Source organism: Leucobacter sp. WKLB1 (genome assembly GCF_059696215.1).
The window spans coordinates 3364412-3387028 of sequence record NZ_AP046115.1 but is presented as its reverse complement, the minus strand read 5'-3'; the positions used below and the strand labels follow the sequence as shown (position 1 = coordinate 3387028).

Genomic DNA, 22617 nt, shown 5'->3' with positions numbered 1-22617 from the left:
ATGACACCCTCCGAAAGCGACCCCGCTGCAGAGGCGGCGGGCGTGAACCCTTCGTGAACGCCGACCGCACTCTGCCGCACCCGGCCGACGATCGGCGTAGGGTGGAGAGCGATAGCGCCTAGGGTTCCGGGGCCGCGCGGAGGTGCGGCCCGACTGGTCCGAGCGGCGCCACGCTCGGTTCCACGACCGGGCGTCATCTGACAGGACAAAAGCCCGGAGGAACCGCGCTCGCCTGCCCAGAATCGGCGAGCAGAAGGTTCCGATGTCTGCCACCGCTTTCGCCCTCGTTCTCGCCGCGGCCTGCGCCCACGCCGCATGGAACATCATTGCCCACGGCGCCAGTCGCACCGGCGTTCCGTTCCTCTGGTGGGGCTCGGTGTTCGGCACGCTGCTGTGGGTCGGGGTCATTCCATTCACCGGGGGCATCGGGAGCGCGGCAGCACACGGTGCCGGATCACCCGGCGCTCTCGACCCCGCCCCCTGGGGCGGTTTTCTGCTCGGCGCCGCCGTCTCTGCCCTGCTGCACGTGGGCTACATGTTCGTGCTGCAGCGCGGCTATGCGGTCGGCGATCTCTCGACCGTCTACGCGACGGCCCGCGGCACCGGCCCGCTCATCACTGTGGTCGTCGCGGTTACGCTCCTCGGGGAGCGCCCGGCCCCCCTCGCGCTCGTCGGGGTGCTCGTCGTGGTGTGCGGCATCGTCGCGATCGGGGTGATCGGGCGGCCGGATCCCGCACCGCGCACCGCGCCGGGAACCGCGCCTCGCAGCGGAGCACCGCGTCGCCGATTCCGTCTCGACCCGGGCATCGCCGCGGGCCTCGCGACCGGGGTCGCGATCGCGGCCTACACGGTGTGGGACGCGCACGCGCTGCGTGAGTGGAACCTGTCGCCGGTGGCGTTCATGGTGGGGTGCACGGCGCTCGAGATTCCGCTGTTCACGCTCGCCGTGTGGCGGCGTCGGGCCGAGCTGCTGCCGACGCTGCGCGCGCAGTGGGGGCGGCTCGTCGCGTTCGGGGTGCTGTCGCCGCTGTCGTACATCTTGGTGCTCACGGCGATCACGATCGCCCCGGTCGCGCTCGTCGCCCCGGTGCGCGAGGTGAGCGTGGTGCTGGTGAGTCTGTTCGGGGCGCTTGTCTTCCGCGAGCGCCGACCCGTGGCGCGCGTTGCGGCCTCGGTGGTGGTGGTCGGCGGCATCATGCTGCTCGCGCTGCCGGGCTGAGGGGCGGCGCGGCCCGGCCCGCACCAACTCTTTGCGATCGGGGTAACTTCGGACCAGTGTTGCGGCGGTTGTGGGCTATCGCACCGGTCCGAAGTTACCCCGATTCGGCTGAGGGAAACTCCCCGACGACCCCGCGCACCGCGCGCTCGACGATCGCCCGCTCGGGTGGGGCGCCAACGAAGGCGCGGTGCAGGTTCCACCCCTCCATGAGGGCGTCGAGCGCTGCTGCGGTGTCGCGCGAGAAGTGGGGTGCGAGCGTGTCGGCGGTGACGCACAGCCAGTCGCGGCTGAGTGCCGCGACGCGCGCGTTGCGGTTCGCGAACGCGTACATCTCGGCGAGACCGCGCATCTGATCGGGGGTGGGGCCGCGGTCGCCCGAGATGAGTTCGACGATGGCGTCGACGGCGTCATCGCGGGATCGCGCGGCCCCCAGTACGTCCCGGTGCTCGTCGGCGATGCGGCGCTGCAGCAGCGAGAACGCCTCTTCGAGCAGTTCGGTGACGCCGTCGAAGTAGTAGGTCATGGAGCCGAGCGGCACGCCCGCGCGCTCGGCGACGGCGCGGTGGCTCGTGCCGTGCACGCCGCGCTCGACGATGGTGTCGAGCGCGGCCGCGATGATGCTCGATCGGCGGTCTTCGCCGCGGGCGGTGCGCGGTTGCGGCGCGGGATCAGTCATGTGTACGATCGTACATCTCACCACATGTGTACGAACGTACAAGTTTCACGGCGGGTGATCCCGCACCCACGTCACACCATGCATCACCGCAAGAACGGAGCACGCCAGTGCGCGCACGGCAGATCGCCCTCTCGATCATGTTTCTCATCCCTGGGTTGGGCATCGCCTCGTGGGTGACGCGCACGCCCGCGATTCGCGACGCGATCGGGGCGTCGACTGCCGAGATGGGCTTCGTGCTGTTCGGGCTGTCGACCGGATCGATGATCGGCATCCTTGCCGGCGGCCCGCTCGTGCTGCGGCTCGGCGCCCGCCCGCTGATCGCCGCGGGCATGGCCGGCATCGTGCTCTGCATGCCCGTGCTCGGCATCGGCACGGTGATCGGTTCGCCGATCGTCATCGCGCTCGGGCTCTTCCTGTTCGGCTTCGGCATGGGTGGCAGCGAGATCGCGATGAACGTCGAGGGCGCCGAGGTCGAGCGGGTGCTTGGCCGCACCTTCCTGCCGGCGATGCACGGGTTTTTCAGCCTCGGCACCGTGATCGGCGCATCCGCCGGCATCGTGGCCACCGCCGTGAGTTTCCCGGTGATCTGGCACCTGCTCATCGTCGGCGTCATCGCGCTCATCGGGTTCATCGGTGCGATTGGGCGCCTGCCGCGCGCGACCGGCAAGACCGAGCGCGCACGCGGTTCCGCGGTAGCCGAACCAGGCGCCGTTGCGCCGACTGCTGCGCCGGTCTGGAAAGACCGTCGCCTCCTGCTGATCGGCGCCATCGTGCTCGCCATGGCGCTGGCCGAGGGCACCGCGAACGACTGGCTGCCGCTCATCATGGTCGATGGCCACGGGCTCGATCCCGCGTGGGGCTCCGCGATGTTCGCGATCTTCGCCGCGGCGATGACGATCGGCCGCTTCTTCGGCGGCGCCTTCGTGACCCGCTTCGGGCGCGGCCCGGTGCTCGGAGCCAGTGCGCTCTTCGCGGCGATCGGGCTGCTCACGGTGTCGCTCGTCGACAACTGGGTCGTCGCGCTCATCGCCGTGATCTTCTGGGGCCTCGGAGCCTCGCTGGGCTTCCCCGTCGCACTGTCGGCAGCGGGCGACTCCGGCCCCGAATCGGCCAAGCGCGTTTCGATTGCAGCGACTGTCGGCTACATTGCCTTTCTCGTCGGGCCGCCCGCGCTCGGGCTGCTCGGTGAGGCCGTCTCGCTGCGCGGGGCGCTGCTCGCCCCGATGGTGCTGGTGCTGCTGGCGGTGCTTTGTGCCCCGGCAGCGGGCGGGCGAGCGACGCGGGCTGCGGTGGCGGATCGCGATCCGACGCCCGAGCCCGCGTCGACGGCCCGGTAGCGCCCGGCCGCGCCGCCCCTCTGCGGATCGGGGTAACTTCGGACCAGTGTGGGCGCTGGTTGTGGCCGAAACACCGGTCCGAAGTTACCCCGATCCGTGGTCGGCGCGGGCCGCTACGCCGCTACGCCGCTACGCCGCTACGCCGCGGCCGTCTCCGACGCAGCGGCCTCCGCCGGGTCTGCTGAGGTGCGGAAATGACCGATGAGGGCGAGCGCGAAGCCGCCGACGACCCAGCCACCGAGCACCAGCCACGGGAACGGCGTCACCGCGTCAGGGAAGTACGACAGTTCGCGCACCAGGGTGGCCGAGGCCCCAGGCGGGAACCACTGGCCCAGCGAGCCCCAGATGCCCGGGAGAAACTGCGCCGGGATCGTGCTGCCGGCAATGGGGTTGGCGAAGAGCATCATCACGACCGGCCCGACCGCGACGCCGGCCCGACCGATGAGCGCGACGAAGCCGATCATGGGTGCTGCGATCGACGCGATTGCAAGCGAGAACACCGCGACGTCGAGCCAGTAATCGCCGAGGATCGACCCGAACCAGTTGTGCAGCACGCTCGTGAGTACGATGCCGCCGATTGCGGCGTACGCCACGACGCCGAGAATGCGGCGCATCGAGCCCCGTACCACGATGCCGAAGACCACGCCACCGATGATTCCGCCGAGCAGCAGCGGGAAGAACGCCGAGTTGAGCAGTGCGCCATTCGGGTCGTCGTCAGAATAGGGCACGACGTCGGTGACGGTGAGTTGAGGTGCTGCGGCCGCCGCGGCGGCGGGCGGGGCGCCGGCAGCCTCGGCGGCCTGCTGGGCCTGGGCCGAGATCGCGGCCTGCAACGGAGTGGCGAGCTGCGCGACGGCCTGGTTGATGGTGCCATTGGCCGCGGCGGTGAGCAGCTCGGGATCGGCCCCGAGCACAATGGCTCCCAGGTACGTGCGGTTCTTGATGCCGGCTTCGGCTGCGCCGCGGTCACTCACCGCGGTGACGTCGAATACGTCGTCGCCGTGCGAGGCGAGTTGGGTCTCGAGTGCGGTCACGGCCTGCTCGGGCCCGACTGCGGCGATCGGAATGTGCTTCGGGCTCGCGGTCAGTGCGGGCCACGAGAATGCGAGCACCACGAGCGTGATGACGGCGCTCATGAGTACCGAGATCAGCAGTACGCGGGGGAGCGGTGTGTGGGGAGGCTCCGGGTGAGCGACCGCGGGCGTGGTTGCACCCGCGGCGACTGGATCGGCGGCGTGGTGCGGCGTGGGTGTGAGCGAATGCGTCACGATGGCTCCTTAAAACGAATGTTCGTTCTTTATAGTAAACTACGAATCATGCGGAAAGAACTCCAATGCCGAAAGTGACCGAAGCGCACCGAGCGGCTCGGCGCGAGGAGATCCTGAGTGCAGCAATGCGTGTATTCAAGCGCAAAGGCTTTCGTGGCGCGTCGATGGCCGATGTGATCGCGGAGGCCGGGCTGTCTGCCGGGGCGATCTACAGCTACTTCGACGGCAAGCAGTCGCTCTTCGCCGCGGTCGTGGAGCGGGTGCTGGCCGCGCGATCGGAGGAGTTCGCGGCGCAGCTCGCCGATGCACCGCGGTCGCCGGCCGCGCTCGTGCAGCACGCGCAGCGCACGATGATCGGCAAGCCCATCATGGCGATGGCGCCGCAGATCTGGGCCGAGGCCGCGGTCGAGGCGGAGACCCGCGAGGTGCTGCAGCGCGTTTTCGGGCACATGACCGGGCTCTTCCGCACCGAGCTGGAGGCGTGGGGGCGGGCCAACGCCGAGCGCATCCCGACCGCACCCGAGGCGTGGGCAGCTCGGGTGGCGCCGGCGCTGGTGTCGTTCATGCCCGGCTTCATTCTCCTGCGGCTGCTGATGCCCGACTTCGACGACGAAGCGCACTTCGCCGCCTTCGACGACCTCTTCATCGGCTGAGGGGAGTGGGCGCCGCTGCCCACTCCCCACTCCCCACCGTCCACCGTCCACTGCCCGTCGCCCCTCGCGCCTCGCTGCGATTGGGGTAACTATGGGTGGGTGCAGAGGCGCAGATTGCCGCTCACACCGGTCCGAAGTTACCCCGATGCGCAGAGGGGGCAGCGGGGGCAGAGGGGCAGAAGGCGCGGCGGGTCGCCACCGGCTCCGCGTCAGCTCTGCAGCGCGCGGAGGTACTGGCCGCCGTTCGTCGACCGGGCCGACGCGCCGACGGCGCCCGGGGCCGCGAACGTGAAGCGCACGATGTCGCTGCGGTAGAGATCGTCGGAGACTTCGGTGATGCGCCCCGTGGCGTCGCGCGACACGCGATGCAGGCGCAGGATCGGCGAGCCCTCGACGACCCCGAGCAGTTCGCTGTCGACCGCGTCGGCCGCGATCGCGTCGATCTCGTGCTCGACACCGCCCTGCAGAAAGCCATTGGCGGCGAGCAGCTCGGTGATTGAGACGCGGTCGAGGTCGTGCGCGAAGAGCATGGGCCCGATGTCGTCGATGTAGACCAGCCGCTCGAGCATGGTGGGCTTGCCGTCGAGCAGCCGCAGTCGCAGTACCTCGATGACGGGGTCGCCCTCGGCGATGTCGAATTGCGCGGCGGTGCGGGCGGTGGCGCGCTTGCGCGAGATCTCGTGCGTGATGGCTCCGGGCTGGGCGCCCGACTCCTCGGCCCACCGTGTGAACGGCACTTTCACATCGAGGGTTTGGGTGGAGGCGGCCACGGCGACGCGCGCCGGGCGGCCCCGCCCCGTGTCGATGAGGCCCTCGGCTTTGAGTGTGGCGAGCGCGTTGCGCACGGGGCCGCGCGACGTGCCCCAGATCTCGGCGAGCTCGGCCTCGGTCGGCACGTCGGCACCCGGGGCAAGCTGCCCCGAAGCGATGCGCTCGCGCAACGACTCGGCGATCCTTATGTAGACAACTTGACTCACATAGGCAGTCTACCTCGGCATCAACGCTGCGGATGCGGGTAAACAACCGGCCACCGGCTGTTCAATTGCGCCGGGTGAACGGTGAACAGGGGCTGAATCATCGCGAGATAGGTACATTTCCGGCGCGCATGGGTGCGATGGTAGTCGCGGCTCGTTCCCACCCCTGTGAAAGGCAATCATGAAGCTCCGTGCCCTCAAGTCGACCGCTGCGCTCGCGGCCGTCGCATTCCTCGGCCTCGGCCTCGTCTCCTGCGCCAGCTCGGCAGACGCCGCCGGCAGCGACGACAGCAGCGCGAGCGCGGAGGGCACCTTCGCGGTCGACTCCGACACGCTCGTCTTCGGCGTCGTGCCCGACTCGGTCGACACCGAGACCAACTACCAGCCGCTCATGGACTACATCGCGCAAGAGACCGGCAAGACGGTCGAGTACCACGAGTCGACCGACTACGCGGCGCTCATCGAGGGTGCGATCGCCGGCAAGATCGATGTCGCCTCGTTCTCGGGGTTCACCTACGTGACCGCGACCAACAACGGCGCGAAGCTCACCCCGATCTCGTCGATCGTCACCGAGGAGGGCCAGGAGCCCGGCTACTACTCGCAGACCATCGTTCCCGCGGGCAGCGACATCACCTCCATCGACGATTTCGCGGGCAAGAAGGTCTGCTTCGTCGACCCGTCGTCGACCTCGGGCTACCTCTTCCCGAGCTACAACCTGCTCAAGGCGGGCATCGACCCGAAGACCGACATCACCCCGGTCTTCGCGGGCAAGCACGACGTCAGCGTGCAGAAGGTCGGCGAGGGCGTCGAGTGCGAGGCGGGCTTCGCCGAAGACAGCGAGGTCGAGAAGTCGGACAAGGTGAAGGTCATCGGCGAGACGATGGTGCCGGGCGCCCCGATCGTCATGTCGAGCACCCTGCCGGCCGACCTGCAGACGCAGCTCACCGAGATCCTGGGCGAGGTCAGCATCGACCAGATCATCGAGTCGGGCATCACCAGCGCCGACAGCGACGCGTTCCGTGCGGCGTTCTTCTCGACCGAGCCGGTCGACGACGCGTACTACGACACGATCCGCGACATCTGCAAGGAGACCAACGCGGATCAGTGCCAGGCGTAATCGCGCCTGACCGCAGCGTCTGACCCCGTACCCGGATCCGAGAGGCCAGCAACATGACCGAGAACCCCACCGCACCCGTGCTCCGCTTGACCGGACTCACGAAGCGATATGACGAGACCACCGCGCTCGATGCGGTCGACCTGCGCGTCGATCGCGGGGAGATCGTCGTGCTGCTCGGCCTCTCGGGGTCGGGGAAGTCGACGCTGCTGCGACACATCAACGGGCTCGAGACGCCCACTGCCGGCACCGTCGAGGTGCTCGGCGAGCCGGTGCCGCAGTTGCGCGGCCGCCGCCTGCGCGAGTTGCGCAGCCGGGTCGGCTTCATCTTCCAGCAGTTCGAGCTGGTCGGCTCGCTCACGGTGCTCGAGAACGTGCTCAGCGGCGCGCTCGGCACCCTGCGCGGCCCGCGCCTCGGACTCTTCAGCTACCCGCGCGAGCTCAAGCACCGTGCTCTCGGCCACCTCGACCGAGTGGGCCTGCTCGACCGCGCGTATCAGCGTGCCGATACCCTGTCGGGCGGCCAGCAGCAGCGCGTGGCGATCGCCCGCGCGCTCATGCAGAATCCCGAGGTGTTGCTCGCCGACGAGCCGGTGGCCTCACTCGATCCCGAGTCGAGCGATCAGGTGATGGCGCTCATTCGCGAGATCGCGGCCGCCGACGGCCTCACCGTGGTGTGCAGCCTGCACCAGGTCGACCTCGCGATTTCGTGGGCGGATCGCATCGTCGGTCTGCGCCACGGCGCCCGAGTGCTCGACCTCCCCGCAGAGGGATTGACCCGCGCCGAGGTTATGGAGATCTACGGCCGCGTGGCAACGTCGACCGCCGAGCTCGAAGCCGTCTCCCGTGAACTGCGCGAAGCGGGTGCGGAAGTCGCTGCGGACGTCGCTCGCGCCGCCGCGAAGCGCACCGAGTCCGCCGGCGAGCCGGAGCTCGTGCGATGAGGCTCACGCTCTCGCCGAAGAGCGCCGACCTGCTGGGCCGGGCTCCCGAACGCAAGCGCGACCCCCAGCGCACGGCCGCGGGCATCGCCCTGGTGATCCTGCTCGTGCCCGCCATTTTCGCCCTGACGCGCGTCAACATCTCCATTCCGGGGATGCTTGAGAGCGCGTCGAACGCCGAGCGCTTCTTCGAGCGCGTCGGCGCCCTCAAATTCCCGGAACCGATAGAGCTGCTGCAGCTCACCGTGCTCACGGTCGGCCTCGTGCTCACCGGCACCGTGCTCGCCGCGGCGCTCTCGGTGCCGATCGCCTACCTGGCCGCCGAGAACACGACGCCCGGGCCCGGCTGGCGCGCGTTCGCCCGTTTCGTCGGCGTCTTCACCCGCGCGATGCCCGATGTGGTGCTCGCGATGGTGTTCGTGCTGCTGTTCTCGCTGGGCGCCCTGCCCGGCATCCTCGCGATCGGCATCCACTCGATCGGCATGATCTCGAAGATGTTCGCCGATGCGATCGAGCAGATCGACGAGGGCCCGCGCCGTGCCGTGCGCGCCGCCGGCGGGTCCAAGATGCAGGAGTTCACGGTCGGCATCCTGCCCCAGGTGATGCCCTCGTGGGTGGCGACCGTGCTGCACCGCAACGACATCAACCTGCGCGGCTCGGTGGTGCTCGGCTACGTCGGTGTCGCGGGCCTCGGCCTGCAGATGTCGTACGCGTTCAAATCGTTGAACTACGGCCTCGGCCTCGGCATCGCCCTCGTCATCTTCATTCTGTGCGTCGTCATGGAGATCATCTCGAGCGCGGTGCGCGTGAGCATGCTCGGTGAGCAGGCGGGTCGCGGCGTCTTCGTGAAGCTGCTGCGTCGTGCCGGTTCGGGGCCCGCGGGTGCAGGTGCTGCCGGATCGGGCCGTGCCCTCCGCATCTCGGCCCCGAGCCGCCGCTTCATCTCCGTCGACGCGGCGATGCGCCGCCCCTGGACGGGCACCCGCATTCGCAACACCGCCGCCGCGTGGATCGCGGTCGCGGTCGTCGTCGCCGGCGTGGTCGTCAGTAACATCAACTGGGGCGACTTCGTCACGTTCTGGGCCAAGGTGCCGCCGGTCGCGGCGTCGTTCTGGCCGCCGAACTTCGGCAACTACGGCTTCGCGACGATCTTCGGCGCCATGATCGAGACCGTCGAGATCGCGCTCGCCGCAACGCTGCTGACCTGCATCGCGTCGATCGTGATCGGTTCGCTCGCCGCCCGCAACGTCGCGCCGAATGCGGCAACGCGATCCGGATTCCGCTTCCTGCTCGTCGGAATCCGCGGCATCCCCGAGCTGATTCTCGCGATCGTGCTCATCGTCATCACCGGGCTCGGCGCGCAGGCGGGCACCATCGCCCTCGCGTTCGGCGGCATCGGGTTGCTCGGCAAGCTCATCGCCGACTCGCTTGAGGAGGTGCCGCGCGGGCCCGAGCGGGCGCTCATCGCGGGCGGTGCGACGCGCACGCAGATGTACTTCGGAGCGACCGTGCCGCAGGGTGCGCAGGCGCTGATCGGGCACACGTTCTACCTGCTCGATACCAACATTCGTGCCGCAACCCTGCTCGGCATCGTCGGCGGTGGCGGCGTCGGCTACTACCTGCTGAATGCGGGTCAGGGGTCGAACTACCAACTCGTCGGATCGATCGTGCTCATGATTCTCGTGGTCGTGCTCGTCGTCGAGGGCCTCGCGATGTGGATGCGGAAGGCGCTGCGGTGAGATCGGGCGCTGCCGGATCGGTGCCTCGCGGCGGCTTCGATGTCGCCGTGGTCGGTTCGGGGATCGTCGGGCTCGGCGCGGCCTATGCGGCTGTGCGCCGCGGACTGAGCGTGGTCGTGATCGACCGCGGCGCGCGCATCACCGGCGCATCGATTCGCAACTTCGGGCACCTCTGCATCGGGGCGCAGAAGGGGGAGGCGCGCGGGTACGCCGATGCGGCGCGCGAGCTCTGGCTGCGACTGTCGCGCGATGCCGACTTCTGGCTGCGCGAATCGGGCACGCTCATTGCGGCCCGACACGCCGACGAGCTCGCACTCATCGAGGCTGCGGCCGGTGCCGGCGGAGGGATCCGGCTGCTCGATGCCGCCGAGATCGCTGCGGCCGCGCCCATCGCTCCCGGCGTCGCCGTGGGCGGCGGTGTCATCGAGACCGACCTGCAGACGAACCCGCGCATCGCTGCCGACCGCATCGCCGCGCACCTCACGGGTCTCGGCGTCGAATTCCGCATGCGCACCGCCGTGACCGCGCTCGCGACCGGCCGCGTCGAGACCACTCGCGGGCCCGTTTCGGCGGGCACCGTCATCGTCGCCGTCGGCCATGACATCGACCAGTTGCTTCCCGAACTCGCCGAGTCGGCCGAGGTCGAGCGGTGCGCGCTCGACATGATGCGGGTGCAGGCCGAGCTTGCCTGGCCGCTCGACGCTCCACTGCTCACCGGCTGGTCGCTCGTGCGCTACGGCCGGTTCGCCGGGCTCGACGCCGCTGCGCCCGTGCGCGAGCGACTGCACCGTGAGCGCCCCGACCTCGCCGCCATCGATCTGAACCAGATGTACACGCAGCTGCCCGACGGCAGCCTGCTGCTCGGCGATACGCACGTGCGCGACACGGTGGCGTCGCCGTTCCAATCTGAAGACGCGCAGCAGGCGATCCTCGACGAGGCACAGTCGCTGTTCGGCGTGCCCGCTCCCCGCGTCATCGAACGCTGGCAGGGCGTCTACGCGAGTGCCCCGAACGACTTCTTGCGCCGCGAGGTCGAGCCCGGGGTGCATGTCATCGCCGTCACCACCGGCATCGGCATGACCTGCGGGCTCGGGTTCGCCGAGCACGCGGTCGCCGCCGCGACCGACCAGCCCTTCCCCGCGCTCGGCTCCCCAGAAGTCGGCGCCTTCACCCCTGGAGAACAGGAACATTCATGACCGCACTCGCCGCATTGCCCACCGATCTCGCCCCTGCACCGATCGAACTCGTCGTGCTCGACATGGCGGGCACGACGGTACGCGACGACGGCGTCGTCGAGCGCGCCTTCACCCGCGCGAACGAGCGCACCGGCGTCGCCTCGCGCATGCCGTGGGAGGAGGCGCTCGACTACGTGCGCCACACCATGGGCCAGTCGAAGATCGACGTCTTCACCTACCTCGCGGGCGGTGATGCCGAGCTCGCCGCCGAAGCGAACGCCGCCTTCGAAGCGGCCTACGGCGAACTGGTCGAGGCCGAGGGCGTCGAAGAGATTCCGGGCGCCGCCGACACCATCGCCGCCCTGCGCGACGCCGGGCTCAAAGTGGCGCTCACCACCGGGTTCGCCCCGCCGACCCGCGATGCGATTCTCGACGGGCTCGGATGGGACTACCTCGTCGATGTCGCCCTCTCGCCGATCGAGGTCGGCCGCGGCCGACCCGCGCCCGACCTCGTGCTCGCGGCCCTCATGCGCACCGACACCCACTCGGTCGATCGGGTCGCCGTGATCGGTGACACCGCGAGCGACATCGCTTCGGGCCGCCGCGCGGGGGCCGGGTTCGTCGCCGGCGTGCTCAGTGGAGCCCATGACCGCGCGACACTCGAGGCTGCTGGCCCCGACGCCGTGCTCGCCGACCTCACCCGACTGCGCGAGACGCGCGTGCTCGGTGACGCTGCGGCGGCCCTGGCGCGATGACCAGCATCGCGGCCGCGCGATCCGGCACCGGGAAGGCGCGCTCCGCGGGGCGTGCCGCCCGCATCGCCGGGTCTGCGGCCGCGGCATCGGCCGGTGCTGCTGCTCGGGCGGGCGCTGCCACTGAGGCGTCCGCAGATTCCGAGACTCCGGGCACCCCTGCCGCATCGGCCATGCTCTTCCACGCCCCGGGTCGCGCACATGAGCGCCGCGACGTCGCGCGGGTCTCGCTCGGTGCCGGTGACGTGCTCGTGCGCGTCGAACTCGCGACGGTCTGCGGGTCTGATGTGCACACCACCCACGGCCACCGCCAAGAACCCGTGCCCCTCGTGCTCGGCCACGAGGCCGTCGGTCGGGTGGAGCGGATCGGCGGAACGGTGCAGTACCTCGACGGTTCAGCGGTGTCGGTCGGTGACCGCATCGTCTGGGAGATCGCGGTGCACTGCGGCGAATGCGACCGCTGCCTGCGCGGGCTCACGCAGAAGTGCCGCACGCTGCGCAAGTACGGTCACGCGCGCTTCGGTGCGGCCGGGGCGCTCGGAACACGATGGGACTTGAGTGGCGGGTTCGCGACCCATGTGCACGTGCTCTCGGGCACCGGGCTGGTGCGGGTCGCCGACGAGGTGCCGGCCGAGGTGCTCGCTCCAGTGAGCTGCGGGATCGCCACCGCGTGGGCGGCACTCGCCGCTGCGGCGCGCACCGTGCCGATCGCCGGCGACATCGGTGTGCCGCCGGCGTCGGTGCTCGTGACGGGCGGTGGGCTGATCGGGCTCGCGCTCGCGGCGATGGCGACGGAGCGCGGCGCATCGGTAACCGTCTCGGACCCCGACCCCGGTCGACGCGCGTGGGCGCGACGCTTCGGAGCGGCCGAGGTCTGCGCACCCGCACGCGATGCGCTCGAGCCCGGATCGTTCGATGTCGTCATCGATGCGTCTGGGGCTCCGGCCGCAGTTGCCGCGGGGCTCGACGCGGTCGCCGTCGGAGGAGCGGCCGTGTGGGTGGGCAGCGTGTTTCCGACCGACCCGGTGCCGGTCGTTCCCGAGCGCGTCGTGCGCGGACTCGTCACGATCTCGGGCGTGCACAACTACGCGCCCGCCGACCTCGTCGGGGCGGTCGCGTTCGTGACGGAGCACTGGCGCGACTACCCGTTCGCCGACCTCGTCGGCGCGGAGTTCGCGCTGACCGACCTCGACGCAGCGGTCGCCCGTGCGGCGGAGCAGCGCGAGGTGCGCGTGGCGGTGCGCCCGTAGGCTGCTGCTGTCGTCGCTGTCGCTCCTCTGCTCCAGACGCAATGGCAGCGGGGTCACTTTTGGACAGTGCGGCTACGCCGACACACTCCAAAAACGACCCCGCTGCCACGAGGCGGCGCACCGCCGCCTCGCAGACGCGCCGTGGCGTCAGCGGCGGCGGTGTCAGGCCGCGGCGCCCGCCAGCTGCGGCACCGAGATCTGATCCATGTCGGCGAACGCCTGGTTCTCGCCCGCCATCACCCACAGGAACGAGTAGTTCGTCGTGCCCGCGCCGAAGTGCATCGACCAGGCCGGCGAGATGACGGCGTCGCCGTTGCGCAGCACGACGTGGCGAGTCTGCCCGGGCAGCCCCATGAAGTGGAACAGGCGCTCGCCCTCGTCGAGATCGAAGTAGACGTAGACCTCGGTGCGGCGGTCGTGCGTGTGCGGCGGCATGCTGTTCCAGACGTTGCCGGGTTCGGGCGCGGTGATGCCGAGCACGAGCTGGCTGCTGCGCACCCCGTCTTCGTGGATGTGCTTGCGCACGATGCGCCGGTTGGCGTGCTGCTGCTCGCCGGTCTCCGTGGTGAGGGCCTCGGCGGCGGGAATCAGCGTTGTCGGGTAGTCGCTGTGCGATACCGCTGATGAGAGGAAGAAGCGGGTGTCGACGACGTCGGCTTCGAACGAGATGTCGCGGGCGCCGCGCCCCACGTACAGCACGTCCATGCGCGCCAGCGGGTAGCGGGTGCCATCTACCACGGCGTGCCCCGATCCGCTCAGCGCTGTGATGGCGAGTTCGCGTCGCTGGCAGAAGTACTCCGCGCGCAGATCGGCGAAATTCTCAAGCGCGACGGTCGTACCCGGGATGGGGCTGACCCCGCCGAGCACCATCCGGTCCTCATGGCTGTAGACGGCTTTGAGTCGGCCGGGGATGAAGAGGTCGCTGATCACGAAACGGGCGCGAATCTGCTCGTCGCTCATGCCGCTGAGTTCGTCGGGATGGGTGGCGTGACGGATTTCCATGGGGGTGAACTTTCTCGTAGCGCTGGTGCGCGGAATGGGGTGAGGCTGAGGCGAAGCGGGTTAGACGTGTGCGCTCTGCACGACGTTGCGCGGAGCACCGTCGGCGAACGCGACGATGTTGCGCCCGGCGATGGCGAAGACGTCATCGGCCTCGTCGGTGTGGAAGCCGATGTGGGGCGTCAGCACGAGGTTCGGCAGGTCGACGGGCAGCGAGTCGAGCTGCGGCGGTTCCGATTCGAACACGTCGAGCCCGGCACCGAAGATGCGCCCCTCACGGAGCAGGGTGAAGAGCGCCTCGCGATCCAGCACCTCATCGCGAGCGGTGTTGATGACGATCGCGCGCTCGGGCAGCAGCCCCAGCAGCTCGGCCGAGATGATGCCCTCGGTCTCAGGTGTGTGCGTCAGGTGCAGCGAGACCGCGTCGCTGAGGCGGAAGAGCTCGTCGAGCGCGACGCGGCGGCCGGGCAGTTCGGCCTCGTCCTCGGGTCGCTCCGTGCGATTCCAGAACACGACATCCATGCCGAGCGCCGCGCCGATGCGGATGACCTCGCGGCCGATGGCTCCGGTGCCGACGACGCCGAGCGTGCGGCCGGCGAGCTTCAGCCCCTGGTGCTTCGCCCACTCGCCCGCGCGCACGATGCGGTCGCCCTCGGGCACGCGCCGAGCGACTGCGAAGAGCAGCGCGATGGCGTGCTCGGCGACGCTGCGGCTGGCGAAGTCGGGCACGTTGGTCACGGTGATGCCGAGGCGCTCGGCCTCGGCGACGTCGACGAAGCGGTGCGCACCGGTACCGACGAAGCTCACCAGTTGCAGCCCGGGTACCCCGGCGAGGAAGTCGGCGGGCAGTGGGCCCTGATCGCCGATGATGTACACGGCGTCGTAGCCCTGCGCGCGGGCGATCGTCGCCTCGGCGTCGGCGAACTGCTCTTCGAACCAGTCGAGCTGGTGGCCGGCTTCGGCGAGCGGGGCGATCACGTCGCGGCGCACGATGTCGGCGTACTGCGATTCTCCGTCGATGCAGACGATTCTCACGGGGGTTCCCTTTCGTTCGGGGTGGGGTTGGTGCGGGGTTCCGGATCGCTGGGCGGGTCGACCCGGAACCCCGCGGCTCATTACTGCGCGGCCGAGGTGCTGGCAGGCAGGGTCACTGCGCGACCCAGCGGTTGAACTGGTCGGTCAGCGCAGCGTTGTTCTCCTTGTAGTAGTCGGCATCGAGCGTGATCGCCGTCTGGGTGTTGTCGCCGACGGGCAGGAACGGCTGGATGTCTTCGGGGAAGTCGCTGACGGCGACGTCGGTGCTCGACGCGGGGATCGGCGTCGGCACCTTCGATGCGAAGGCGATCTGGCCCTCGGTGTTCTCGATGACGCTCTTCAGCAGGTGCTGCGCCGCCTCGGGGTTCGGGGCATCGGCAGGGATCGCCCAGACGCTGTTCGCGTAGCCGGCCTGATCCCAGCTCACCGAGATCGGGAAGCCGTTCTGGCTTGCCGTGAAGGCGCGGTTGGCCCACACGATACCGAGGTCGCACGACCCGTTCTCGAAGCTCTCGATCGACTGCGCACCGCTTGACCACCAGGTGACGTTGTCTTTAATCGTGCCGAGCTTGTCGAGCGCGCGCTCGGTGTCGAGCGGGTACAGGTCGTCGGCGGCCACGCCGTCGGCGAGCAGGGCCGACTCGAGGGTCCACCCGTACTGCGGGTTGTTGAAGAGGCAGCGCTGGCCGGGGAACTTGGCCGTGTCGTACAGGTCCTCCCAGTTCTCGGGGTGCTCGCCGTCGAGCGGCCACGTGTCGGTGTTCCAGGCGAGCACCATGCCGAAGGTGCCGACCTCGATGCCGGTCTTCGAGTAGGTGCCCTCGACCAGCTGATCGACGGGCACGATGCTCGTGTCGATGTCGGCGAGGTAGCCCTCGTCGGCGGCCTGCTGCGCGTCGCTCAGTGAGGGGAGGAAGACGAGGCTCCAGTCGACGGCGCCGTTCTGCGCACCGGCGAAGAACTTGGTCGACGCCTCGTTGTAGTCGTCGACGACCGCGACACCGGTCTGCTCGGTGAAATCGGCGAAGAGCGTGTCGTTGAGACCCTCCCAGACGTCGCCGCCGCTGGTGTCGTAGAACAGGATCTCGCCCGAGAGATCGGCGCCGTCGGCCGAGCCCGAGCCCGAATCCGAGCCGGAATCGGCGCCGGCGCAGCTCGTCAGCGCGAGTGCGCCGGCGAGGGTCAGAGCGCCGAGCGAAGCGGCGCGGGTGATGGTGGAACGCATATGCAGGTCCTTCCTTGGATGCATGTGTGGTGCGGTGGGGTGGGAACGGGGCGGCTAGGCCGCGGGCAGGAGCACGGCGCCGCCGGCGCGCACGCTCATGACAGTGGGGGTGCCGACCTCGGGGATCGCTTCCGCGGAGTCAAGGTCGACGAGGTAGGTGCCGCGGTCGTCGGCGAGACGCACGCGGATGGTCTGCCCGAAGAAGCGCGCGTCGGTGACGGTGACGCGGGCCACGGCTTCGTAGCCAGCGGGCACGTCGGCTTCACTGCTCAGGCGAATCTGCTCGGGCCGGGCACTGAGCGTGCACGCTGCGCCAGGCGCGAGCGCCGGGCTCTCGGTCGCCGACAGCACGAACTCGCCGCTGCGCACCGTGGTGACACCGGCGCGCTGCTCGAGTACCTCAGCTGCGAACGTGTTGGTCTCCCCGAGGAAGTTCGCGACGAAGTCGCTGTTGGGGGCGCTGTAGACCTCGCGCGGAGCGCCGACCTGCCGAATATGGCCTGCCTCCATGACACCCATGCGATCCGACAGAATGTACGCCTCCTCCTGATCGTGGGTGACGTAGATCGCCGTGGTCTCCGACTCCTGCTGAATGCGGCGGATCTCCGAGCCGAGATCTTGCCGCAGCCGTCGATCGAGGGCGCCGAGCGGCTCATCGAGCAGCAGTACTCGCGGGCGCTGGGCCAGCGCGCGGCCGAGGGCGACGCGCTGCTGCTGGCCGCCCGAGAGCTGCGACGGGTGGCGATCCCGCAGCGCACCCAACTCGGTGAGCTCGAGCATCTCATCGACGCGCTTGGCGAGCGCGGCCCCACGGATCTTGCGGATCTTCAGGCCGAACGCGATGTTCTGCGCGACCGTGAGGTGCGGAAAGAGCGCGTAGTTCTGGAAGACGAACCCGAGGTCGCGCTGCTGAGTCGGCAGCTGCGTGACGTCGCTCCCGTCGATCGCGATGCGGCCCGACGTGAAGTCGATGAGGCCGGCGATGATGCGCAGCAGTGTCGTCTTGCCCGAGCCCGACGGGCCCAGCAGGGTGAAGAACTCGCCGGCCTCGACCGTGAGGTCGGTCGCGTGGAGCACACGGGTGCCGCTGAAGTCGCAGGTGATCTGGTCGACGATGACCTCGCCGCGCTTGCCGCCGGGCTGCGCAGGTGCGTGGGTGGCAGACATGCCGGTCCTCATTTCTGGTCGGCCGCGACGGCGGCGCGTGCGGCCCGTCGAGACTGGATAATGCGCTGGGAGACGATGATGGCGACGACGAGCAGCGTCAGCAGTGCCGCGATCGCCGGGACAGTCGGCACGATGCCGCTCTCCAGGTACTGGTAGATGGTGACGGGCAGCGTCTTCACCGGGCCGGTCTGCAGGAACAGCGCGAGCACGACCTCGTCCCATGAGGTGACGAACGCGAGGCCGAAGGCCGAGAGCAGCACCGGGATCATGCCGCGCACCGTCACCGTCCAGAACGCCGAGATGCGCGACGCGCCCATCGTCCACGCGGCGGTCTCGAGATCGAGGCCGCGCGACGCGAGCGACGTGTTCAGGATCGCGAAGGCGAGCGGGAACGAGACGAGCGTGTGCGCGAGCACGAGTCCGGGAATCGTGCCCGCGAGATCGAGTCGCAGCTCGACCGCGTAGATGCCGATCGCGAGCAGGATCGCCGGCGTGATGATCGGAGCGAATGCGAGGCCCGAGACGAGCAGCTTCGTGCGCTCCGACTTCGCGGTCTGCACGACGCGCGCCAGGTAGAGCGCCAACGCCGTCGACGCGAGACCGGTGAGCGTTGCGACGAGCAGGCTGCGCACGATCGGGTTGATCCAGGTGCGCGTGGTGACCGCCTCGCCGTACCACTCGAGTGTGAAGCCGCGCGGCGGGAACACGACCGTCTGCGTCTCGCCCACCGAGAGCGGGAAGACGATGAGCACGGGCACCAGCAGCACGAGCAGCGACACCAGGGTGAGCACGCCGGTGACGATCGTTCCGCCCGACCAGCGGAAGCGCTGCTCCTGGCTCACGCCCTTTGCCTGGCCGCCGAGGCCGGGAGCCGTGAAACCCCCGCCGATCCGGATCACCGCGACGTACAAGATGAGCGTCGCCGCGAGCAGCACGACGCCGAGCGCCGAGGCCACACCCCACTGGAAGAGGTCGATCTGCTGCTGAATGTAGACGGCAACCGTCTGCTCCTGCGGCCCGCCGAGAATCGCGGGCACGATGAAGAAGCTGAGTGCGAGGATGAAGCAGAGCAGCGCACCGCTCAAAATCGACGTGCGCACGAGCGGCAGGAAGACCTTCACGAAGATCTGGAAGCCCGAAGCTCCCATCGTCTTCGCCGCGAGAATCACGTTGTGATCGATGCCCGTCATGCCCGAGTAGAGAATCAAAATCATGTAGGGGAGCAGGTACATCACGGTGCCGACGAGGGTGCCGCCCTGCGTGTACAGCAGCGAGAAGCGCTCGCCGCCGAGCGCCTGGCTCGCCTGGCTGAGCAGGCCATTCGGGCTGAGGATCGAGGTCACCGCGAACAGGCGCACGACGATCGAGACCTGGAACGGGATCAGGATGAGCAGCAGGACGACGCCCGCCGAGCGTGCGGGAAGCCGCGAGATGAAGTACGCCGTGGGGAAGCCGAGCAGCAGCGCGAGCAGCGTGGAGTTCACGGCCAGCTTGATGGTGCGCCACTCGACGAGGTGCAAGTAATCGTCTTGCAAGATCGTCAGGTAGTGCGCGAACGTGAAATCGGGCTCGCTCCAGCTCATGACCCCGTCGGCGCTGATGCTGCGCAGCACCACGTCGAGCAGCGGCCAGAAGAAGAAGATTACGAAGAATCCCGTCGCCGCGAGGGCGAGCGCGATCTTCGGGAGGCGGGCGGGATCGAAGAGCGAACGCCGCGGTGGGCGAACGGTCGGTATCCCGGTCGTGCTCAGGGTCATCGGTGATCCTTGGTCTGCGTGCGGGTTAGGCCGGCGTCTGCGTGATGAGGTAGATCTTGCGCGCGGTCTCGCGCACGTCCCAGATGACGTGCGAACCGTCGGGCAGCACGACATACGTGTCGGGGCCGAACTCGACGACCTCGCCCGACTCGCGCGTGATGGTGCCGGCACCGCTGAGGAAGTACATGACCTCGGAGACGCCGACCTTACTCGAGTGGAAACTGCCGGGCGTGATCTCCCAGACGCCGATCTCGATCGTGTCGTCTTCGTGGAGGATCTGCTCGGACGCCTGCGGCTCGCCGCTGATGACGCGGCTCGGATCAGCGCTTTCGCCGAGCACTGCCGTGGCGAGGCCCTGGTGGGTGACCGGATCGAAGAGGAAAGCGGTCATGAGGTATCAGCCCTTTCGTCGCCGGCGCTGCGATGCGCCGACTCGTGCTTTAAATTTGAAACACTGTCTCATAAGTGGTGAAATGATGTCAAGACGGAATGTGTCAGTTGATGCAAGTTCGTAAGATAAGCACCGCGGGTGCAGCGCGACGGCGCGCCGGCCCCGCCGAACGAGGATGGAGATCCAATGACTGAACGCGTGATTTCGACGGGCGGGCTGACCTCTTCCGAGCGCGTGACCGGAACGCAGAGTCTCGAGAAGGCCGTTGACATCCTCGAGTACATCGCGTCGGCGCCCCGGCCGGGCGTGACCCTCGCCGAGTGCACTGGCATTCTCGGCTACAGCAAGGCCACGACGCAGCGCATGCTGCTGACGCTCACCCGCCGCAACCTGCTGCACTTCGATGAAGAGCTCGGCGTCTACTCGCTTGGCATGCTCACAGCCAAGCTCGGATCGGAGTACCTCAGCCGGCTCGACACCCGCAAAGCCGCGCTGCCCGTGCTGCGCGACATCGTGACCGAGACGGGGGAGACCGCGCACCTCGGGGTGCTCTCGGGCAAGGATGTCGTCTATATCGAACTGGTCGACAGCCCGCAGCCGATTCGTATCTTCAGCAAGGTGGGGGACTCGGTGCCGGCGTATGCGACCGCTATCGGCAAATCGATTCTGGCGCAGCTGCCCGGCGATGTGCGCCAGCATCACCTGCCTGACACCCTGCTGGGGCGAACCGCCAACACGCTCACGACGTTCGAAGCGCTCTACCGCGATCTCGCGCACACGCGAGAGCGCGGCTACGCGATCGACAATGGCGAGAACCGCGAGGGAATTCGCGGGTTCGCGGCACCCATCTTCGACTTCTCGGGCAACGTTTGCGCGGGGCTGAGTCTCGCGGGCCCGACAGCGCGCGTCGTCGCCGAAGAAGACGAGCAGCGCTTCGGCGAGCTGGTGACCCGCGCGGCTCGGCGGGTATCCCAGGTGCTCGGCGCCCCTGAGGCCTGAGCGCTGACGTTTCGACACCCGACCAGCGTGCTCGGGGTGGGTTTCGCGACCATTTCTACACCGTGACGGCTTGGCGAAATTCTCGGTTTATGAAATGATGTTTCAAATTTCATTCACCGATGGAGGCTTCAGTGGAGCAGCAACGTCGTCAGCAGGATCACCAAGAGGGTCATCACCAGCATCGCCGCGTGGTGATCACCGACTGCGATCACGGCAGTGTCGCAATCGAGCGGGAGGTCGCGCAGCGGTACGGATACGAACTCGTGCTCGCCGCGTGCACCACGAGTGCCGATGTGATCGCGGCGTCGGCGGGAGCCGACGCGATCCTCACGCAGTACGCCCCGGTCACCGATGAGGTGCTGGCCGCGCTGCCCGACCTCGCGGCCGTCGGGCGCTACGGCGTGGGTGTCGACACCGTCGATCTCGACGCGGCGACGCGACGCGGTGTCGCCGTCTGCAACGTGCCCGACTACGGCACTGAAGACGTGAGTGATCACGCGATTGCGCACGCCCTTGCGGTGCTCCGCGGACTGCCGGCGCTGCACGCCGGGCTTGCCCGCGGCGAAGCCGACCTCGGCCCGGTGCGCCCGCTGCATCGCTTCGCGGCGACCACCTTCGGCGTCTACGGCCTCGGGCTCATCGGCGAGGCGACGGCGCGCAAAGCACGCGCGCTCGGCTTCCGCGCGCTCGGCACCGACCCGCGTTTCGCGCCTGGCTCGGTCAGCCCCTCGGGTACCGACGTCGTATCGCCGGCCGAACTGCTCGCGCAGGCCGACCTGCTGTCGTTGCACCTGCCGCTCATTCCGCAGACGCATCACCTCATCGATGACGCGGCCTTCGCGCAGATGCGCGACGGCGTCAAAATCGTGAACACCTGCCGCGGCGGGGTCATGGACACGGCGGCGCTCGTGCGCGCGCTCGACTCCGGGCGGGTCGCCGCTGCCGGTCTCGACGTGTTCGAACAGGAACCGCTGCCCGTCGAGCACCCACTGCACCGCTTCGACCAGGTGCTGCTCACCCCGCACGCCGCCTGGTACAGCGAGGAATCATTCGTCGAACTGAAGCGTCGAGCGATGGAGAACATTCTCGACGTCTGCACCGGAGCGGGCAGCACCAACACGGTCAACGCCGCCGGGCTGGCCGCCCGCGACGCAGCGGTCGCCGACGCCGGACAGGAGGGCTGAGATGTTCGACCAGATTCTGACCGGCCGCACGGCCGTCGTCACCGGAGCGTCGCGCGGCATCGGTGAGGCCGTCGCCGCCGGATTGCTGCGCAGCGGCGCCGACGTCATCACACTGCAGCGCAGCGTCCACTCCGATCGGCTCGCAGCCGTCGCGGCCGAGACCGGTCGCATGTTGTCGCATCGCACGGTCGACTTCGGCGATGCCGAGTCGATCGCCGAGACCATCGACACCGTGACCGCGGAGTTCGGGGCGGTCGACATCCTCGTGAACAACGCGGGCACGCAGATCCGCCACGATTCCGTCGACTTTCCGCTCGCCGATTTCGAGCGCGTGCTGGCGGTGAACCTCAACTCCGTGTTCCAACTGAGCCAGGGGTTCGGGGCCGGAATGGTCGAGCGCGGCAGCGGCTCGATCGTGACGCTCGCATCGCTGCTCTCGTTCCAGGGCGGGCTCCGGGTGCCGGCCTACGCCGCGTCGAAGGGTGCGGTCGCGCAGCTCGTCAAAGCGCTGAGCAATGAGTGGGCGGCGCACGGCGTCAACGTGAACGCCGTGGCTCCCGGCTACGTGCAGACCGACATGAACGAGGCGTTGCTCGCCGACCCCGAGCGCTTTCGGCAGCTCAGCGAACGCATTCCGGCGGGGCGCTGGGCGCAGCCCGAAGACATCGCGAACGCGGTCGTCTATCTGTGCACGCCCTACGCCGCGTACATTCACGGCACCGTGTTGCCGGTCGACGGCGGGTGGCTAGCGAGATGAGCGGG

The 22617-nt window shown here is 69.0% G+C and carries 21 protein-coding genes; 12 read left to right on the top strand and 9 right to left on the bottom strand.

Annotated elements, in window-relative coordinates; translation table 11 throughout:
- The first annotated feature begins 262 nt into the window (after positions 1–262).
- A complete protein-coding gene (locus tag ACZF5Y_RS15580; RefSeq protein ID WP_497533633.1) occupies positions 263–1219 on the top strand; it encodes an EamA family transporter in 957 nt (318 codons plus the stop codon).
- A 94-nt stretch (positions 1220–1313) separates the two neighbouring features.
- Here ACZF5Y_RS15580 and ACZF5Y_RS15575 read toward each other — a convergent pair whose 3' ends face one another.
- A complete protein-coding gene (locus ACZF5Y_RS15575; RefSeq protein ID WP_497533632.1) occupies positions 1314–1895 on the bottom strand; it encodes a TetR/AcrR family transcriptional regulator in 582 nt (193 codons plus the stop codon).
- A gap of 107 nt (positions 1896–2002) precedes the next feature.
- On the opposite strand from ACZF5Y_RS15575, the gene ACZF5Y_RS15570 reads away from it, so the two are divergent.
- Entirely contained in the window at positions 2003–3232 is a 1230-nt protein-coding gene (locus tag ACZF5Y_RS15570; RefSeq protein WP_497533631.1) for an MFS transporter, read from the top strand.
- 137 nt (positions 3233–3369) lie between these two features.
- Here ACZF5Y_RS15570 and ACZF5Y_RS15565 read toward each other — a convergent pair whose 3' ends face one another.
- Positions 3370–4500: a hypothetical protein gene (locus tag ACZF5Y_RS15565; RefSeq protein ID WP_497533630.1), complete on the bottom strand. Its 1131-nt coding sequence runs from the start codon at positions 4498–4500 to the stop codon at positions 3370–3372.
- 74 nt (positions 4501–4574) lie between these two features.
- On the opposite strand from ACZF5Y_RS15565, the gene ACZF5Y_RS15560 reads away from it, so the two are divergent.
- Positions 4575–5153, top strand: a complete 579-nt coding sequence (locus tag ACZF5Y_RS15560) for a TetR/AcrR family transcriptional regulator (RefSeq protein WP_497533629.1) — start codon at positions 4575–4577, stop codon at positions 5151–5153.
- Between the two features lie 209 nt (positions 5154–5362).
- On the opposite strand, the gene ACZF5Y_RS15555 is transcribed toward ACZF5Y_RS15560, so the two are convergent.
- Positions 5363–6130, bottom strand: a complete 768-nt coding sequence (locus ACZF5Y_RS15555) for a GntR family transcriptional regulator (protein WP_497533628.1) — start codon at positions 6128–6130, stop codon at positions 5363–5365.
- Between the two features lie 178 nt (positions 6131–6308).
- On the opposite strand from ACZF5Y_RS15555, the gene ACZF5Y_RS15550 reads away from it, so the two are divergent.
- From ACZF5Y_RS15550 to ACZF5Y_RS15525, 6 genes are read left to right on the top strand one after another with little or no spacing between them, the layout of a single operon-like run.
- Positions 6309–7244, top strand: coding sequence for a phosphate/phosphite/phosphonate ABC transporter substrate-binding protein (locus tag ACZF5Y_RS15550; protein WP_497533627.1), 936 nt, complete (start codon positions 6309–6311; stop codon positions 7242–7244).
- Between the two features lie 53 nt (positions 7245–7297).
- Positions 7298–8185: a phosphonate ABC transporter ATP-binding protein gene (gene phnC, locus ACZF5Y_RS15545; protein WP_497533626.1), complete on the top strand. Its 888-nt coding sequence runs from the start codon at positions 7298–7300 to the stop codon at positions 8183–8185.
- Positions 8182–9921, top strand: coding sequence for a PhnE/PtxC family ABC transporter permease (locus ACZF5Y_RS15540; RefSeq protein WP_497533625.1), 1740 nt, complete (start codon positions 8182–8184; stop codon positions 9919–9921). Before phnC ends, ACZF5Y_RS15540 begins: the two co-directional genes overlap by 4 nt.
- Complete coding sequence (locus ACZF5Y_RS15535) at positions 9918–11117, top strand: TIGR03364 family FAD-dependent oxidoreductase (RefSeq protein ID WP_497533624.1); 1200 nt, start codon at positions 9918–9920, stop codon at positions 11115–11117. Before ACZF5Y_RS15540 ends, ACZF5Y_RS15535 begins: the two co-directional genes overlap by 4 nt.
- Positions 11114–11851, top strand: coding sequence for a phosphonatase-like hydrolase (locus ACZF5Y_RS15530; RefSeq protein WP_497533623.1), 738 nt, complete (start codon positions 11114–11116; stop codon positions 11849–11851). Before ACZF5Y_RS15535 ends, ACZF5Y_RS15530 begins: the two co-directional genes overlap by 4 nt.
- The gene (locus tag ACZF5Y_RS15525; protein ID WP_497533622.1) at positions 11848–13098 is read left to right on the top strand and encodes an alcohol dehydrogenase catalytic domain-containing protein; all 1251 of its coding nucleotides are present in this window, start codon (positions 11848–11850) and stop codon (positions 13096–13098) included. Before ACZF5Y_RS15530 ends, ACZF5Y_RS15525 begins: the two co-directional genes overlap by 4 nt.
- A gap of 162 nt (positions 13099–13260) precedes the next feature.
- On the opposite strand, the gene kduI is transcribed toward ACZF5Y_RS15525, so the two are convergent.
- From kduI to ACZF5Y_RS15495, 6 genes are all read right to left on the bottom strand, one after another.
- Positions 13261–14100: a 5-dehydro-4-deoxy-D-glucuronate isomerase gene (gene kduI / locus ACZF5Y_RS15520; protein ID WP_497533621.1), complete on the bottom strand. Its 840-nt coding sequence runs from the start codon at positions 14098–14100 to the stop codon at positions 13261–13263.
- A 60-nt stretch (positions 14101–14160) separates the two neighbouring features.
- The gene (locus ACZF5Y_RS15515) at positions 14161–15132 is read right to left on the bottom strand and encodes a 2-hydroxyacid dehydrogenase (protein WP_497533620.1); all 972 of its coding nucleotides are present in this window, start codon (positions 15130–15132) and stop codon (positions 14161–14163) included.
- A 112-nt stretch (positions 15133–15244) separates the two neighbouring features.
- Complete coding sequence (locus tag ACZF5Y_RS15510; protein WP_497533619.1) at positions 15245–16357, bottom strand: extracellular solute-binding protein; 1113 nt, start codon at positions 16355–16357, stop codon at positions 15245–15247.
- 54 nt (positions 16358–16411) lie between these two features.
- The gene (locus ACZF5Y_RS15505) at positions 16412–17524 is read right to left on the bottom strand and encodes an ABC transporter ATP-binding protein (protein ID WP_497533618.1); all 1113 of its coding nucleotides are present in this window, start codon (positions 17522–17524) and stop codon (positions 16412–16414) included.
- Between the two features lie 8 nt (positions 17525–17532).
- Complete coding sequence (locus ACZF5Y_RS15500) at positions 17533–19281, bottom strand: ABC transporter permease subunit (RefSeq protein ID WP_497533617.1); 1749 nt, start codon at positions 19279–19281, stop codon at positions 17533–17535.
- Positions 19282–19306: 25 nt separating this feature from the next.
- Complete coding sequence (locus ACZF5Y_RS15495; protein ID WP_497533616.1) at positions 19307–19672, bottom strand: cupin domain-containing protein; 366 nt, start codon at positions 19670–19672, stop codon at positions 19307–19309.
- Between the two features lie 186 nt (positions 19673–19858).
- Between ACZF5Y_RS15495 and ACZF5Y_RS15490 the strand changes: the two genes are divergently transcribed.
- From ACZF5Y_RS15490 to ACZF5Y_RS15480, 3 genes are all read left to right on the top strand, one after another.
- Complete coding sequence (locus ACZF5Y_RS15490; protein WP_497533615.1) at positions 19859–20671, top strand: IclR family transcriptional regulator; 813 nt, start codon at positions 19859–19861, stop codon at positions 20669–20671.
- A gap of 131 nt (positions 20672–20802) precedes the next feature.
- Positions 20803–21855: a C-terminal binding protein gene (locus ACZF5Y_RS15485; protein WP_497533614.1), complete on the top strand. Its 1053-nt coding sequence runs from the start codon at positions 20803–20805 to the stop codon at positions 21853–21855.
- Position 21856: 1 nt separating this feature from the next.
- The gene (locus tag ACZF5Y_RS15480) at positions 21857–22612 is read left to right on the top strand and encodes a glucose 1-dehydrogenase (RefSeq protein WP_497533613.1); all 756 of its coding nucleotides are present in this window, start codon (positions 21857–21859) and stop codon (positions 22610–22612) included.
- Positions 22613–22617 lie beyond the last annotated feature (5 nt).